We start from the raw sequence: 14,846 nt of genomic DNA, 5'->3' as shown, positions 1-14,846 counted from the left end.
ATTGTTGTTTTCCTCCTGTTACAAAGGGTTTAAGAATGGCTTTTTAGGGCTTCCTCTATGGCGCTATCAAACAAATCGGCTAGCGATATGTTTGCTGCGGCTGCTTGTTGGGGTAAAATACTTTCTCTAGTTAATCCAGGAATGGTATTCATTTCTAATAAGTGAGGCTCGCCGTTTTTAAATATAAATTCGCTTCGGCTAAAGCCTTTCATTTTTAAAACTTCGTAAACTTTTTTAGCCTCTTTGGTTACTTTCTCTTCTTCCTCGGGTGTTAAACGAGCTGGTGTAATTTCTTGAGATTTACCAAGGTACTTAGCTTCGTAGTCGAAAAAATCATTTTCCGAAACAATTTCTGTAATAGGCAATACTTTGGTTTCGCCTTTATATGTAATAACACCAACTGAAACCTCTGTACCTTCAAGAAAAGACTCAATAATGATTTCGTTGTCTTCTTTAAAAGCTACATCTATGGCGATTTGTAAATCTTCCTTTTTATGCACTTTTGATACTCCAAAGCTACTCCCAGCTTTATTGGCTTTTACAAAACAAGGTAGTCCTACTTTTGCAACAATAGCATCTGGGTTAATAGTATCGCCAAGGTTTACATAAAACGATTCGGCTGTTTTTATACCGTAAGGTTTTAAAACGCTTAAACAATCGCGTTTATTAAAGGTAATACCTGCTTGATACATATCGCAGCTGGTATGTGGAATGTTTAGTAGTTTGAAATAGCCTTGCATAAACCCATCTTCTCCTGGTGAGCCATGAATGGCATTAAAAACACAATCGAATTTTATTTTAAAGGCACCGACATTTATAGAAAAATCGTTTTTGTCTATTGGGAATTCTTCGTTTTCGTCGTTAACGTAAACCCATTTGTTTTTAAAAATATGTATGCGATAGGCTTTGTATTTTGATTTGTCTAGCGTTTCGTAAACTACATTTCCGCTGGTTAAAGAGATTTTGTATTCGCTAGAATACCCACCCATAATTATGGCGATGTTTTTCATATTTAGTATTTTGTTATTCCCTTGTAGAAGGGAGTCTCTTTTTTATGTCTTTCTTATTTTATTTGTTGATAACACAATCTTTAGCTTTAATATCTAATTTATACACCACGCTCGCGTTAGGGGTTGCAGCGGAAAGCCCATAGCCCGACGGTAGGAGGTGCGAGGACTTGCAACCTTTCGACTTCGCTCAAGACAGGCTTCAAGCCCGACCCTTGCGGTAACGCTCAACTTATTGATAGCATTAAGATAAAATATCGAAATCTATTGAAGCTGCATAACATTAAAAAAACTAATTTTGTGAACTTACAACCAAAAACTAATAATAAAACGTACTTATTTTGAGTTACTATTAGTTAAGCTAAAATATCATATATATTGCAAAAGAAAAAACAGTTCTGTTTTTATATATTTGCCTAATCGAAAATTCTATACATGAGCATTATAAAATTTATAACCAGTAAAACTTTTTTGAAACAAATTTTACTCGCCGTAGTAGCTGTAGTAGTCTTGTGTTTTATCATGTTAAAATGGTTAAATATTACTACTAATCATGGTGATTTTGAAACCGTGCCTCAGCTTACTGGTAAATCCATTAGTGTGGCAGAAATGGAATTGAAGGATAATAACTTGGTAATGAAAATTCAGGATTCGGCAAATTACAACCCGGATTACCCTAAGTTTTCGGTAATAGAGCAAGATCCGCAAGTAGGAACACAAGTAAAAAAAGATAGAAAAATTTACATTACGCTTAACCCATCTGGCTACAGAAAAATGAACATACCAGAGGGATTAATAGATAAAACATTTAGACAGGTTAAACCAAATTTAGAGGCCTTAGGGTTTAAAATTGGTAAAATAACTTATGTTGATAATATTGGAAAAGACATGGTTTTAAAGCTTAGTCACAAAGGAAAAACACTTAATGCTGGCGATAAATTAGCCAAAACTTCGGTTATAGATTTAGTGCTTGGTAATGGAAACCGACCGTAACTATGGACGACTATACACCGCAATTACCAGACGAAAACGATCTTTACGAACATCATGCATTTACTGTAGATAAAGGGCAAACGCCCCTTCGTATTGATAAATATTTAATGAATTTTGTTGAAAACGCTACTCGAAATAAAATACAAGCTGCTGCCAAAGAAGGAAGCATTTTTGTTAACGATGTGGCTGTTAAAGCAAACTACAAAGTAAAACCCCTAGATAAAATTAGAGTATTGTTATCGCACCCACCATTTGAGAATTTATTGGTAGGTGAGGATATTGATATAGATGTGGTTTACGAAGACGACGACCTGTTGGTGGTTAATAAAGAAGCCGGTATTGTTGTGCATCCAGGACACGGTAATTACTCGGGGACGCTTATAAATGCTTTAATTTATAGGTTCGATAATTTACCAAACAACTCTAGCGAACGCCCAGGATTAGTGCACCGTATTGATAAGGATACAAGTGGACTTTTAGTGGTTGCTAAAACAGAAAAAGCCATGGCACATTTATCGGCGCAGTTTGCTAATAAAACTAGCGAGCGCGAATATGTTGCCATTGTTTGGGGTAATATGAAGGAAGATGAAGGCACTATAGAGGGCAATATTGGTCGCCATCCAAAAAACAGATTACAGAACACTGTGTTTTTTGATGATGAGGCCGATAAAGGCAAACCAGCTGTTACCCACTACAAAGTTATAGAGCGTTTAGGCTACGTAACCTTGGTATCCTGTAAACTAGAAACTGGCCGTACGCACCAAATACGTGTACACATGAAACACATTGGGCATACGCTGTTTAACGATGCGCGTTATGGTGGCGAAAAAATATTAAAAGGCACCACATTCACCAAATACAAACAGTTTGTAGATAATTGTTTTAAGATATTACCAAGACAAGCATTACATGCCAAAACATTAGGTTTCGAGCACCCAACTACGGGTAAGTTTATGCAGTTTGAAACTCCTGTACCAGAGGATATGCAGCAGTGTATAGAGAAATGGCGTAATTATACGAAAAATCAAGATTTATAATAGATCTGTAATTCCTGTTAAGGTAGGAATCTTATCAAATTATTTTATATAGTTGTAACTTCGAGTGTCCCCATTTTTTTATCCGGATGTTTCGAGATTAGGACGTTACCGCACCCTTCAACTTCGATCAGGGAAGCGGTCGGGCTTTACACTATACCTGCCTGCCGGCAGGTAGGTCTTTTTTTGCCATATATGGCAAAAAAAAAGGATGCCGTTACAATCCCTAACGCGGGTGTGTTTATTGTTCTAATTATGTTGGGCTATAGGCCGTTTGTATTTCAGCGCTTTTTAATAGGGAATTGTTTCAAACTAGTAATAGTCTAGAAAAACACTTGCTTATAGACTTTGTTAAACCCCATTATTTAATCTTAAGAGCCGGAAGTATTCTGTCTTGTAAAACGCTCCAAGTTGATTTTTTAGGTTCACTATTAATATTCCAACCATTAAAAACAATTATTAGGTTGTGTACTGGTGCCATCATTAAATATTGACCTCCATATCCATTGCCTGCATAAATACGTGTTTTACCATCAACAGAATATTCTGGAATCCACCACTGATAGCCATATCCCATGTCTCGTCGCCATTTAGGTTTTACATCTTTAAGTATAGGGCTTGTCGATGTAGTAACCCAACTTTCAGATACAATTTGTGTGTCATTCCATTTTCCCTTATTTAAAAGCAACGAACCAATTTTAGCTAAATCTTCTGCTTTTAAATATAAACCTCCTTCCGTGTCAATTTCTCCGTCAGGTGTTTCTTTCCAATAGTAGTCGGTAATACCAAGTGGTTTAAATAGTTTTTCCTCTGCCCATAGGTCTATGCGCTTGTTTGTAATAGTTCTAACTATTTTACCTAAAAGCACTGTTGCTCCACCATTATAAACAAATTTTGTTCCTGGTGTGGCCTCCATGGGCTTGCTTAAAACATAATCAATCCAATTATCGCTCGATTCTAGCCTAAAACAGTCGTTTGTTGTATCATTATGGTCGGTCTCTTCATTCCATTGTAATCCGCTTCTCATCGTCAATAAATCTTCTATCGATATATTTTGTTTGTGTTCATCTTTAAGGGTAATATTATTGCCAATTATCAAAGGCATAGCTTTGCTACTAACATTATATTCCTTGTTTAAATCCAACGCAATACCTAAAAGGATAGAGGTAATACTTTTGGTTACAGATTGAAGCGTGTGCAATTCACTGTTTTTGTAGTAAGGATGCCAATCTGTATTATTGAAATTGTATTGATGATTTGTTGTGTCGTATTTTTTAACTATGGTTTCATAGTCTTGCTTATATTTAAAATCTGCCAATACCGAGTCATTTTGAATAATCATAAAGCGGTCAACTAATCCATAATCGCCGTTGTTTATTTCTAAATTGATAGAATCAATAACAGCAGAAAAGACCTTTTGGGAAGTTGTTTTTTGTATGTCTAATATAGAATTTTTGTTTTTTGAATTACAACCAATTAACGTAGCTATAAGCAATATTAAAAACAATCGTTTTCTAGTTGCAGTTAGTATTGCTTTCATAGTTTTTGTGTTAGTTGGTTATAAAGTTATATATTAAAAGTTACTCTCTTCTGCCATTTTTACAACACCAACAGTTAATATTAAATTAGCAAAACGACGCTGTTCGCCTGTTTGAATAATTAAAGTGGTATTAACATCTCTAATTTTATCGTAAAATGCCCAACGTTCCATTTCGTCCCAAGTTACGTCTCCTAAAAGTTGTTTATAGACTTCATGTATTTCTGCGCTAGCTTCGGCTGGTTTTTCCATAACAATGGCACCTTGCACTGGGCAAACTTCTAATATGCCCTCAAGAACGGTAAGGGCATCTAATAAACCAGGTTTAAAATTAAGGTGTACGGTTGTTGAGTTGGGACCAGCCATAGCGCCAACAGGTAAATTACCGTCTGCAATTACTACTTGAGCAAAATGACCTGATCGTGCCAACGCTTCCATAATGGTTGGATGTATTACTGGTGTTTTTAGCATAATTTTATTTTAAAATATTGGTTTTTAATCTGTTTTGATAATTGAAATACCTCCTTATATTAAGGGTTAGTAGACCATAAAGAAGCCCCTTTTAACATGGCTCTTCTAGGTAATTTTAAACCAGCCACAATTAATTCGGCAAAATCTTCAGGTTGCAAAACCTTTTCTTCGTTACCATCGGTTATTCCTAAATCTAGGGCCATATCTGTTGCAATGGTGCTTGGTGTTAAAGTACACACGCGAATATTGTTTTTACGAACTTCTTTCATTAAAGATTCAGACATACCAATTACAGCAAATTTAGAAGCTGAATATGCCGAGGTTTGCGCATTACCGGTTAAACCAGCTGTTGAGGATACATTTAATATATCACCTTCATTTTTTTCTATTAAATGTGGCAATACTTCTTTGGTAACATAATACATACCCATAACATTTACTTGAATGATTTGAGTCCAATCTTCAACTTTCATGTCGTTAAAAGTTCCAAAAGCAGCAATACCAGCGTTGTTTACTAAAATATCAACAGTGCCTAAGTCTGCTATAAGTTTCTTAATTCCTTTTTGTACATCTTGGTAATTACTAACATCAAAAACTGCGTAAGTCGCATTAATACCTAAAGCTTTTAATTCTGTTACTGTTTCTTTTAAGGTGTTTTCATTTCGGCCTGTAATAGCGACATCTACGCCTTCTTTAGCTAACGCAATAGCTGTTGCTTTTCCTAGTCCTCTGCTGCCACCTGTAATAATTGCTTTTTTTCCTTTTATAACTTCCATAATATTTTCTTAAGTTTTAAGTAAAGATAAAAACATCAATTCTATTTATAGTCGTATCATAAATAATTTTAAGACTAAAACTTTTAAGTGAATTAGTAGTTGTAAATTTGAAAAGGAAGAAAAATTGAGAGTTCTGCTTTTAGCAGAAATAAAAAATAGCATTAATTATGAAATTAGTATTATCACCAGCAAAGTCTTTAAATTTTGAGAGTCCGTTACCAACGGCAAAACATACAACGCCAGAATTTTTGGAGCAGTCCGAACGTTTAAATAAACTACTTAAAACCAAATCGGCTAAAAGTTTGTCTAAGCTTATGAGTATTTCTGATGCTTTAGGGCAATTAAATTACGAGCGTAATCAAGATTGGGAAACCCCTTTTACTTCAGAAAATGCGCGACCAGCAGTGTATGCTTTTAACGGCGATGTGTACCGAGGTTTAGATGCCTACACCATTCCGGAAGAAAAATTAGAAACCCTACAAAGTACAGTGCGTATATTATCAGGTTTATATGGCGTTTTAAAACCTACAGATTTAATGCAACCATATAGATTAGAAATGGGTACAAAATTAAAAGTGGGTCAAAATAAGAATCTTTATGAGTTTTGGAAAAAAGACATTACAAAAGCCTTAAATGAAGAGCTTGAGGACGATGAGCTGTTCTTAAACTTAGCGAGTAACGAATATTTTAAAGCCATAGATACCAAAACATTAAAAGTACCAGTTGTAACTGCCAATTTTAAAGATTTTAAAAATGGTAAGTATAAAATTATTTCATTTTTTGCAAAGGAAGCTCGTGGTGCCATGGCGCGTTATATTGTAGATACTAATGCACAAACTATGGACGATTTAAAAGGCTTTAATTATATGGATTACGGTTTTAGCGATGAGCTATCTAAAGCTAACGATTTAGTTTTTACAAGGTAGTTTTAGTGAGACCTTGCCACAGCATTCCAATTTTATAACTTTAAAAATTTAATGTATTTCTACTTAATAATTGCACTTCAAGCGTATTGTTTATACCATCTCTATACCAATAGAAATGCCTTTTATTGGTGGTTTATTATTCTGTTTTTAGGACCTATTGGATGTGCGATCTATTTACTAACCCAAGTTTATAATAAGCGTGATGCCGAAAAAATAACGGAAAATCTGACTCATGTAATTAATCCTTCAAAAAAGATTAAGGATTTAGAAAACCGATTAGAATTTTCGGACTCTTACCAAAACCGTGTAAATCTGGCCGATGCGTATTTGGAAATTAAAGATTTTGATAAGGCAATTGCGCAATACCAAGAAGCTTTAAAGGATACATCTCAAAATAATTCTTACGTTACCAAGCAACTTATTGAAGCGTATTTTAATATTCAGGATTTTAATCAGGTTGTTTTTTATGCTGAAACCATTAAAAATCATACCGAATTTAAAAAATCTAGAACACAGTTTTTATACGGATTAGCCTTAGAGCGATTAGGCAAATTGGACGCTGCCGAAGCTAATTTAAGAACTATTGATATTAGATATTCTTTTTATGAAGAGCGCCTAATATTAGCTAAATTTTTGATAAGTAATAAGAAAACGGAGGATGCTAAAGATATTTTGAATGCTATTTCTACCGAGTCTAGCCACATGACAAAACAAAACCAAAGACTTTACAGAGCAACGATTCTAGAGGTTGGGAAGCTGTTAAAAGAATTGCAATAACGATCTTAAAAATAAATAAACCCCTTAAAAATAGTTTTACTATTAATTAAGGGGTTTTATGTTTAGTATAATGTATTACGAGGAATTGGTAATACAATATGTGTTATTTTGAAACTACTATTTTTCTTGAAGCCTGTGCACCGTTTTCATCTTTAATAGTTAATAGGTAAAGTCCATTTACCAATGATGAAATATTAATTTCTATTTTAGAATCAGAATTTTTTAAAGGTTGTTCTAAAACTTTTCTACCTTGTATATTGTAAATACTTAGCGATGTTATTGTAGCGTTTAAATGCTCTATGCTAATGCTGTTTTTAGCAGGATTAGGATATATATTTAGATTGCTCATTTGGTTATCATTTACAGATAAACTCTCTGAGCCATAAAATTCTATTTCTCCAATAGCGTTCCATTGACTTTTTCGTGTATCGCCTGTGCTATTAAATCTTCCAAAGCCTATTAGTTTAATATATTGAGCTTCAGTATCAACTTCATAAGTATTAAAATCTGTAGTACCCGTTGCCGTTAATAATAAATCGCCAGAAGTTGGTAATATCATTGAGAAATCCGCATCTTCAGTTCCTGTTGTCGATACCCAAATTTGATACCCAAATGAATCAGATTTATTAGTCGTAGTAAATTGAATCAAATCAAGGCTGTGAATAGTACTTAAATCATAAATTATATATTCGCCGACACCTTTATAATCATCTGGTAAAACAGCGCCATCATCTGCAGCCCAAACGCTTCCATTATCTTTATCTAAAGTGTTAGCTGCGTAATTTGTTTTCGGGCTTGGATGGTTAGGACCTTGTTCTTTAGAAAAAGAGTGAACCGTTACTTTATCCCCAACAGAACCAGTTCCGGTATTAATTAGATCGTACAAATCTGTTAATTCAGCACCTTCTTGGGTAACTGTTAACGTTCTTTCAATATCATCTCCTCCTGGATCTTGAGTAAAAGTTACCGTTCCAGTTCTACTTGTTGTGTCGGCATTTTCTGTTACTGAAACAGACACTGTAGCATTACCGGTTCCTGAATTAGTATCTATTGTTATCCAGTCATCGTTAGCGGATGCTGTCCAGCTTACATTAGCGTTTACAGTAACATCGTAACTAGCAGCATCTGGACTTAGTGGTTCTAAACTACTAACAGTTAACGACTCTACGACTTCAATAGTACAATTACCATCAATTATACTAGCGCCAGTATAATCTATAAAACAAGCTCCAATGCCGTAACCAACCATATCATCTGTTGTTGGTTCATAGGCGCCCATATTTGCTCCTTTTCCTTCGGACCCACTTCCTGAAAACGTAAAAGTTTCATTATTTACATTTGCCATAATTCCCGTTTCTTCAGAGAAACCAGAGTTTGTTTCTCCTAATGTTGTGCCGTTATAAACGTTTCCTGTATAAGTTAATGTTGAACCAATGTTTGAATAAGAAGTAGGTTCGTCACCAGAAATTACAGGTGATACATTAGGGTTACCCGCTGCAAAATAAATTAAATTATTTGCTACTGTTCCCTTTACATCATTATTGTTATCTGTATTAACATTATAAAACAATGGGGAATTCGTGTTCATAATCGTGTTATTAGAAAGTATAATATTTTCTGTTTTTTGATAACCGTTCGAAACATTATCAGAAGCACAGTCAGCATCAGCATTAGCACCACCACCTATAAACGTTACACCATTATTCCATTTAGCAAAATCAACAACTGTAATACAATCTTGAATGTAATTATTGGTTATCGTATGGTTGCTATCAGAAATTCGAATGCCTCCAGTACCGTCAACATCTTCTCCTAAAAAGTAGTTCCCATCAACAGTAGCATTAGAACCATGTCGAAGCACTAAAGATCCTCTACATCTTCTAAATGTGTTGTTTGTATAAGTATTTCCTTTACTTTTATTAGTGATAATTTCGTTTTCACCATCAGATTGAACAAAATAGTTGTTGCTTACAACGGCATCACTATTAACCATTTGATATGAACTGGTTCCTATACGTATGGTTTCGCTATCTCCAGCATTAGACAGCTCGTCGCCATTAGCTTTTCTTCCATATTTTTCTGTCATTTTTTCGAAATTATAGAAGTAATTATTCATTATAGTATGACCAACTACAGCACAACTGTTGTTAATTTCTGGCTCGCCATCAGGTACTACGGGAAATGCATTATATGAATACTCACCAAGTACTATGGCTCCTGCACTCACTTTATTCATAAAAGAACAGTTAATTACAGTGTTGTAGGTGCCATATAAAACAATCCATCTGTGTTTTGTAATTTGTTCGTCTGCTAAATCTTCTGCTAACTCACTTGGTTCAATGCCTAATCCATCAATAGCACAATTTTGTATAGTACTATGGTGTGCATAATCATTACCATTTCTAAATTCAATAAAGTTGCTAGCACCATAACCACCTTTCCAGTGAAAACCATCTACGATTAGATATTCTCCCGTGGCTATTTTTTCACCTGTTGTATTATCAGATTCGCCACCAATAGTTAATCGTGGCCCACCTGTAAATATTACACCACCTGGTGTTTCTGCTCTAAATGTAACGGGGTTTTCTGCTGTACCAGAACCAAGAAATCTCATACGCTCATCGGTAGTGTAAACACCGTTTTTTAATATAATAACATCTCCGGGTTGGTAAATTACATTCCTAAGATCCTCTGGATCTTCAATATTATAAGTAGTTTGAGAAAATACATTGGTACAGAGAAGTAACAATGTAAAAATGCAAGTTTTGAAGACATACGTCTTAAACAAAGTGTTTTGGTTTTGAATAGTTTTCATTTAGTTTGGTTTTAGATGTTATGTTTAATTGGTAAACCAATTTGGTTTACCAAAAATATAATAAAAAACTGAACTAGAAAATATTACCGATAAATGACTTATTTTTTGTTTAAACGGCGTTTAGTGTTGTAATTAATTATTTAGCTTCGGCTTTAGCACCAATGCTAATTTTGTTTTCAACAGATTGTTTCTTTTTAATTCGTGGTCGTCTTGCTCCAAAAGTACCTCTGTTTATTTTACCTCGTTTTGTTTTTTTATCTCCTTTTCCCATAATAATTTAATTTTTATTTATTCCCATAAAACAGGGAATCTCATTATCTTTATCTAACTATTTTAATATAGCCATTTTAAAGCAGAAATACAAGTTAAATAGATGTTCATTCATAAGCACCCCTACAAACCTTTTATTGAAAAAGACACTACAAAATTGATAGTTGGTACCTTACCACCTCCAAGATTTTCAACCGGAGATCTTTTAGAAAAGGATGTCGATTTTTGCTACGGAAGTTATTATAATTCCCTTTGGCTATTTATCGATAAAATCCATAATCTAGGTTTGCGATACGATAGTTCGAGTGAAGCTATTGAACAACGAAAAGCATTTTTAAAAAAGCATAAAATTGGAGTTTGTGATATTGTGGCTAGTGCTGAACGCGAAAAAATAGATTCTTCAGATTTAGGTATGACAAATATTAAACTTCGCGATATTGTTGGTTACTTAAAAAAATATCCAAATATTAATACACTGTTGTTTACAGGTGGAAATAGTAAAAACGGACCCGAATATTTTTTCCGAAGGCATTTAAAGACTTATAATTTAAAGTTAGATGTAGTTGAAAATGAAGTACCACGAATTCATGAATTTGTCATGCCGAATAACCAACAGGATGGTGGTAATGGTAAACGTATTATTAAAACGGTATCGTTAACCTCAAGTTCTGGAGCAGCAAATATTTCAATAAGTAGAATAGCACTTTATAAACAGTTAAAGGCTAAAAATCCTGAGTTTAATACCTTCGATTTTCGAGTGATGCAGTATAGTGAGTTTTTTTGAGAGGGTTCGTTTAAGGTTGTTCTGTATTGAAAATGCCGTTTTAAGTGAACCGCTATTTTTCTTAGTAAAATGGACGTTTACAAAGATGCTACTAGTGCTTGTTAAGCACTAATTTAGTAATTTTTACGACATGTTGATGGCAATAATAATTTTTAAATATAAATTAATAAATCAATTTGTGTTCTTATTTTTTTTCCGTTTTTTGAAGCAGGTTCAAGATTGCCTAATGATTTCAATTCTTTTATTGCAAAATCACTTGATATTTTTCCACTAACTCCGATTATTTCAATATTTGATAATTCTCCGTTTTTTTCCACTATACATAATAAATTCGCAACTCCATCACAACCAAATTTACAATTGATAATTCTTTCATATTTTTCATTTTTAACCTTGAAATATGGTTTAATGTCTGGATTTATAACAAAGCTCTTTTTATTGCTAAAATATTCAGAATGATAAGCGAAATAAATTGTTTTATAGAATTTGATATTTTTATATTGGTTATCATTTTTATGTTGTTTCCAATTTTTAAAGGCATCAATTATTCTAATACATTCCTCGAAAAATAAATCATATTGTATTTTAAGTAATTCTTTCTTGAAAGATACCATTCTTGGTATTCCATTAAAATGTTTTGCTTTTAGAATGCTTTTGGGAACATTATTTGAATCAATTTCAAATTCAATATCTACTTCTATTAGCATTTCCTCATTCAATCCATTTAAGCCTTCAATTTCGGGATAAATTAGATTCAACATAACAAATTCCTTGAATTCAAATTCAGTTTTTTGTAATTCGATATGATTATTATATCTCATTTTTTATTATTGCTAACGACTTGATATGAAATCGTTTTAATGATATATATCCTATGTTAAACGAAGTTCGACATTTTTTATAACAATGTCAAGCTACGAAAAAGAATAATGATAAAATTAGCTGTACCTTTGTACCTTAATAATAAGAAGGAGGTAAAATGCATTTATGTTTTGTTATCTCAAATGCCCAATAAAGGGTCTTCATAAATACACTATATGTCATTTCAATCTTTAGGCTTATCCGAAGCCTTGCTAAAAGCAATTAGCAAAAAAGGATACACAACCCCAAGTCCAATTCAACAAAAAGCAATTCCTCCAGTTTTAGAAGGGCACGATGTACTAGCATCTGCACAAACAGGAACCGGAAAAACAGCTGGTTTTACATTACCATTGTTACATATACTTTCTGAAAATCCGAAAGAAAAATATAGACCCATTCGTGCTTTAATATTAACACCAACAAGAGAGTTGGCGGCACAAGTTTATGCTAATGTTAGAGAATATAGTGAGTTTTTAAACTTACGTAGTGCTGTAATTTTTGGTGGCGTAAACCAAAAACCACAAGCAGCAACTATTCGTCAAGGTGTCGATGTTTTAGTTGCTACTCCAGGACGTTTATTAGATTTACAAAGTCAAGGTATTATATCGCTTAAACGCGTAGAAATATTTGTTTTAGATGAAGCAGATAGAATGCTAGACATGGGATTTTTAAGAGATATTGAAAAGGTTATAAAATCTATGCCAGAAAAGCGTCAGAATTTGATGTTTTCGGCTACATTTTCCAAGGATATTAAGAAATTAGCACATGGTATTTTAAACCATCCTGTGCAAGTTGAAGCTACTCCAGAGAATACAACTGTTGAAGCGATTTCACAAAAAGTATATCGTGTTGCTAAAGGCTTAAAAACAGGTTTAATTATTAAGTTAATTTCCGATGGAAATTGGAAACAAGTTTTGGTTTTTAACCGAACAAAACATGGTGCCAATAAGCTTTGTGAAAAGATGATTAAATCAGGAATAACAGCAGCAGCTATTCATGGAAATAAAAGTCAAGGCGCAAGAACAAAAGCTTTGGCGGGTTTTAAAAGTGGTCGAGTACGTGTTTTAGTGGCTACAGATATCGCAGCACGTGGGTTAGATATTCCATTATTACCGCATGTTATTAATTTTGAATTGCCTAATATTTCTGAAGATTATGTACACCGTATTGGAAGAACGGGTAGAGCAGGAGCTAAAGGTGAAGCTATATCCTTAGTAAGTGCCGATGAAACTAGTTTTTTAAGAGATATTGAAAAGCTTATTGATATGAAATTGCCAGTGCAAATTGTAGAAGGTTTCGAACCCGACCCAAATGCATCAACGCAGCCTATAAAACAAGGTCAAGGACGTCAAAACAGAAAACCTAGAAATAACAATTCTGGTGGTTCTAGTAAAAACTCAGGTAGAAGTAATAAGTCTAGAAGCAGCAATAGCGCAAGACGCAAATAGTATACATGAACAAGATTCTTAAAGATAAAATCATAGAAGTTTGCGACAAAAAAATTGCCTCGAAAGGAGACGGTGTTGGCGTATCCTTCTATGCTTTTTTCAAGAATAAAAATGATAACCCAGAACTATTAATGGAAGCTGCAACATGGTGGATTAAAACCCATAAATTAGACCATTTTGAAAAGGCTGTTAAAATTAAAAAATTAGTTGAAAATTTATAATGGAATCGCAACCAAATAATCCACTTCATGGTATAAAGCTAGAACAAATTATGAATGATTTGGTCGAGCATTACGGATGGGAATATATGGGAACTGTTGTAAAAATTAAATGTTTTACAGATAATCCTACTGTAAAATCTAGCTTAAAATTTTTACGCAGAATGCCTTGGGCAAGAACTAAGGTTGAGAATATGTATTTAAAAATGCTTAAGAACAGGAGGTAATCTACTCATCTTCTTCAGGTTCAAAATCGATGATTTTAGCATCAAATTCAGCTTCAATAAACTCATCTCTACTTATCCAATATTCTGAGGTTATTAAAATATAGCCATTTTCAGTGGTAGGTTTTAAATCCCAAGCGATGTGTTCAGCTTCATCAAATGCTTCTTTACCTGCAAGCTGGTCTTCAAACAAACGTTTAATGACGTTACTTTTTGCGAGTGAAACACTAAGAGCTTTTAAAGCAACCTCTTTAGAAACTTCTTTGTTAGGTGTAATTTCAAACTCTATAATAGTTGCTTTAGCATTCGGAAATGTTCCATTATACGCCTTGTGAAGTAGTTGGTTTACGTTAAATAATTCATGATGAAATGAAATATCTGCGTATTCTTCAGAAATTTTGTCTAGTAACATTTCATGAGAAATTTGTTCAATTTGATTGTCGCTTAAACGTTCATGAAATTTATAGTTTAGTAGGATAGCCGCAGCTTTGTTAGGCTCAAAATCTGAAATAGCCATGGCTAATAAATCATTTAATTCTTCAGGTTTCGAATTTGCAGCATCCGGAAAATCTAAGCGGTTCAGTAACTGAATAATATCATGATTACTCCAAGCATCTTTTAACTCATCTACAGTTTTTACACTATTAATAACGATATGGTATTTCATAATTTCTAATTTGGTTTTTGTAAATGTAGTTTAATTAG

16 protein-coding genes are annotated in these 14,846 nt (G+C 33.6%); 8 read left to right on the top strand and 8 right to left on the bottom strand.

Translation table 11 applies throughout. The features are described from left to right. Window positions 1-29: 29 nt before the first annotated feature. Entirely contained in the window at window positions 30-1,010 is a 981-nt protein-coding gene (locus tag HNQ90_RS16075; RefSeq protein ID WP_144116690.1) for a D-alanine--D-alanine ligase, read from the bottom strand. A gap of 432 nt (window positions 1,011-1,442) precedes the next feature. Between HNQ90_RS16075 and HNQ90_RS16070 the strand changes: the two genes are divergently transcribed. After that, window positions 1,443-2,000: a PASTA domain-containing protein gene (locus HNQ90_RS16070; protein ID WP_144116689.1), complete on the top strand. Its 558-nt coding sequence runs from the start codon at window positions 1,443-1,445 to the stop codon at window positions 1,998-2,000. A gap of 2 nt (window positions 2,001-2,002) precedes the next feature. Next, entirely contained in the window at window positions 2,003-3,037 is a 1,035-nt protein-coding gene (locus HNQ90_RS16065; RefSeq protein WP_144116688.1) for an RluA family pseudouridine synthase, read from the top strand. Between the two features lie 358 nt (window positions 3,038-3,395). Here HNQ90_RS16065 and HNQ90_RS16060 read toward each other — a convergent pair whose 3' ends face one another. The 3 genes from HNQ90_RS16060 to HNQ90_RS16050 are packed head-to-tail and all read right to left on the bottom strand — an operon-like array spanning window position 3,396 to window position 5,818. Then, window positions 3,396-4,574, bottom strand: a complete 1,179-nt coding sequence (locus HNQ90_RS16060; RefSeq protein WP_144116687.1) for a serine hydrolase domain-containing protein — start codon at window positions 4,572-4,574, stop codon at window positions 3,396-3,398. Between the two features lie 33 nt (window positions 4,575-4,607). After that, window positions 4,608-5,042, bottom strand: a complete 435-nt coding sequence (locus HNQ90_RS16055) for an RbsD/FucU domain-containing protein (protein WP_144116686.1) — start codon at window positions 5,040-5,042, stop codon at window positions 4,608-4,610. A 59-nt stretch (window positions 5,043-5,101) separates the two neighbouring features. Continuing rightward, the gene (locus tag HNQ90_RS16050; RefSeq protein WP_144116685.1) at window positions 5,102-5,818 is read right to left on the bottom strand and encodes a 3-ketoacyl-ACP reductase; all 717 of its coding nucleotides are present in this window, start codon (window positions 5,816-5,818) and stop codon (window positions 5,102-5,104) included. A gap of 167 nt (window positions 5,819-5,985) precedes the next feature. Here HNQ90_RS16050 and yaaA point away from each other — a divergent pair, with 167 nt between their 5' ends. Together yaaA and HNQ90_RS16040 are read left to right on the top strand one after the other, a co-directional pair. After that, entirely contained in the window at window positions 5,986-6,744 is a 759-nt protein-coding gene (gene yaaA / locus HNQ90_RS16045; RefSeq protein ID WP_144116684.1) for a peroxide stress protein YaaA, read from the top strand. A 51-nt stretch (window positions 6,745-6,795) separates the two neighbouring features. Continuing rightward, complete coding sequence (locus tag HNQ90_RS16040; protein WP_144116683.1) at window positions 6,796-7,521, top strand: hypothetical protein; 726 nt, start codon at window positions 6,796-6,798, stop codon at window positions 7,519-7,521. Window positions 7,522-7,624: 103 nt separating this feature from the next. Here HNQ90_RS16040 and HNQ90_RS16035 read toward each other — a convergent pair whose 3' ends face one another. Next, complete coding sequence (locus tag HNQ90_RS16035; RefSeq protein ID WP_144116682.1) at window positions 7,625-10,336, bottom strand: chondroitinase-B domain-containing protein; 2,712 nt, start codon at window positions 10,334-10,336, stop codon at window positions 7,625-7,627. A gap of 136 nt (window positions 10,337-10,472) precedes the next feature. Continuing rightward, window positions 10,473-10,607 (bottom strand): 30S ribosomal protein THX, encoded by a 135-nt coding sequence (locus HNQ90_RS16030; protein ID WP_144116681.1) that lies wholly within the window; start codon window positions 10,605-10,607, stop codon window positions 10,473-10,475. A gap of 102 nt (window positions 10,608-10,709) precedes the next feature. Here HNQ90_RS16030 and HNQ90_RS16025 point away from each other — a divergent pair, with 102 nt between their 5' ends. Beyond that, window positions 10,710-11,390 carry a uracil-DNA glycosylase family protein gene (locus tag HNQ90_RS16025; protein WP_144116680.1) on the top strand — a complete coding sequence of 227 codons (681 nt, stop codon included), beginning with the start codon at window positions 10,710-10,712 and terminating at the stop codon, window positions 11,388-11,390. Between the two features lie 152 nt (window positions 11,391-11,542). Here HNQ90_RS16025 and HNQ90_RS16020 read toward each other — a convergent pair whose 3' ends face one another. Beyond that, a complete protein-coding gene (locus tag HNQ90_RS16020) occupies window positions 11,543-12,211 on the bottom strand; it encodes a hypothetical protein (RefSeq protein WP_144116679.1) in 669 nt (222 codons plus the stop codon). Between the two features lie 216 nt (window positions 12,212-12,427). On the opposite strand from HNQ90_RS16020, the gene HNQ90_RS16015 reads away from it, so the two are divergent. The 3 genes from HNQ90_RS16015 to HNQ90_RS16005 are packed head-to-tail and all read left to right on the top strand — an operon-like array spanning window position 12,428 to window position 14,144. Continuing rightward, the gene (locus tag HNQ90_RS16015) at window positions 12,428-13,699 is read left to right on the top strand and encodes a DEAD/DEAH box helicase (protein ID WP_144116678.1); all 1,272 of its coding nucleotides are present in this window, start codon (window positions 12,428-12,430) and stop codon (window positions 13,697-13,699) included. A 5-nt stretch (window positions 13,700-13,704) separates the two neighbouring features. Continuing rightward, entirely contained in the window at window positions 13,705-13,920 is a 216-nt protein-coding gene (locus HNQ90_RS16010) for a DUF6500 family protein (RefSeq protein WP_144116677.1), read from the top strand. Further along, window positions 13,920-14,144 (top strand): VF530 family protein, encoded by a 225-nt coding sequence (locus HNQ90_RS16005; protein ID WP_144116676.1) that lies wholly within the window; start codon window positions 13,920-13,922, stop codon window positions 14,142-14,144. Before HNQ90_RS16010 ends, HNQ90_RS16005 begins: the two co-directional genes overlap by 1 nt. Before the next feature lies 1 nt (window position 14,145). On the opposite strand, the gene HNQ90_RS16000 is transcribed toward HNQ90_RS16005, so the two are convergent. After that, complete coding sequence (locus HNQ90_RS16000) at window positions 14,146-14,808, bottom strand: hypothetical protein (RefSeq protein WP_144116675.1); 663 nt, start codon at window positions 14,806-14,808, stop codon at window positions 14,146-14,148. Window positions 14,809-14,846: the final 38 nt, after the last annotated feature.

Source organism: Algibacter amylolyticus, assembly GCF_014202225.1.
Lineage (GTDB): Bacteria > Bacteroidota > Bacteroidia > Flavobacteriales > Flavobacteriaceae > Algibacter_B > Algibacter_B amylolyticus.
The sequence above is the reverse complement of the archived record's forward strand: the minus strand, read 5'-3'. Positions and strand labels throughout refer to the sequence as shown.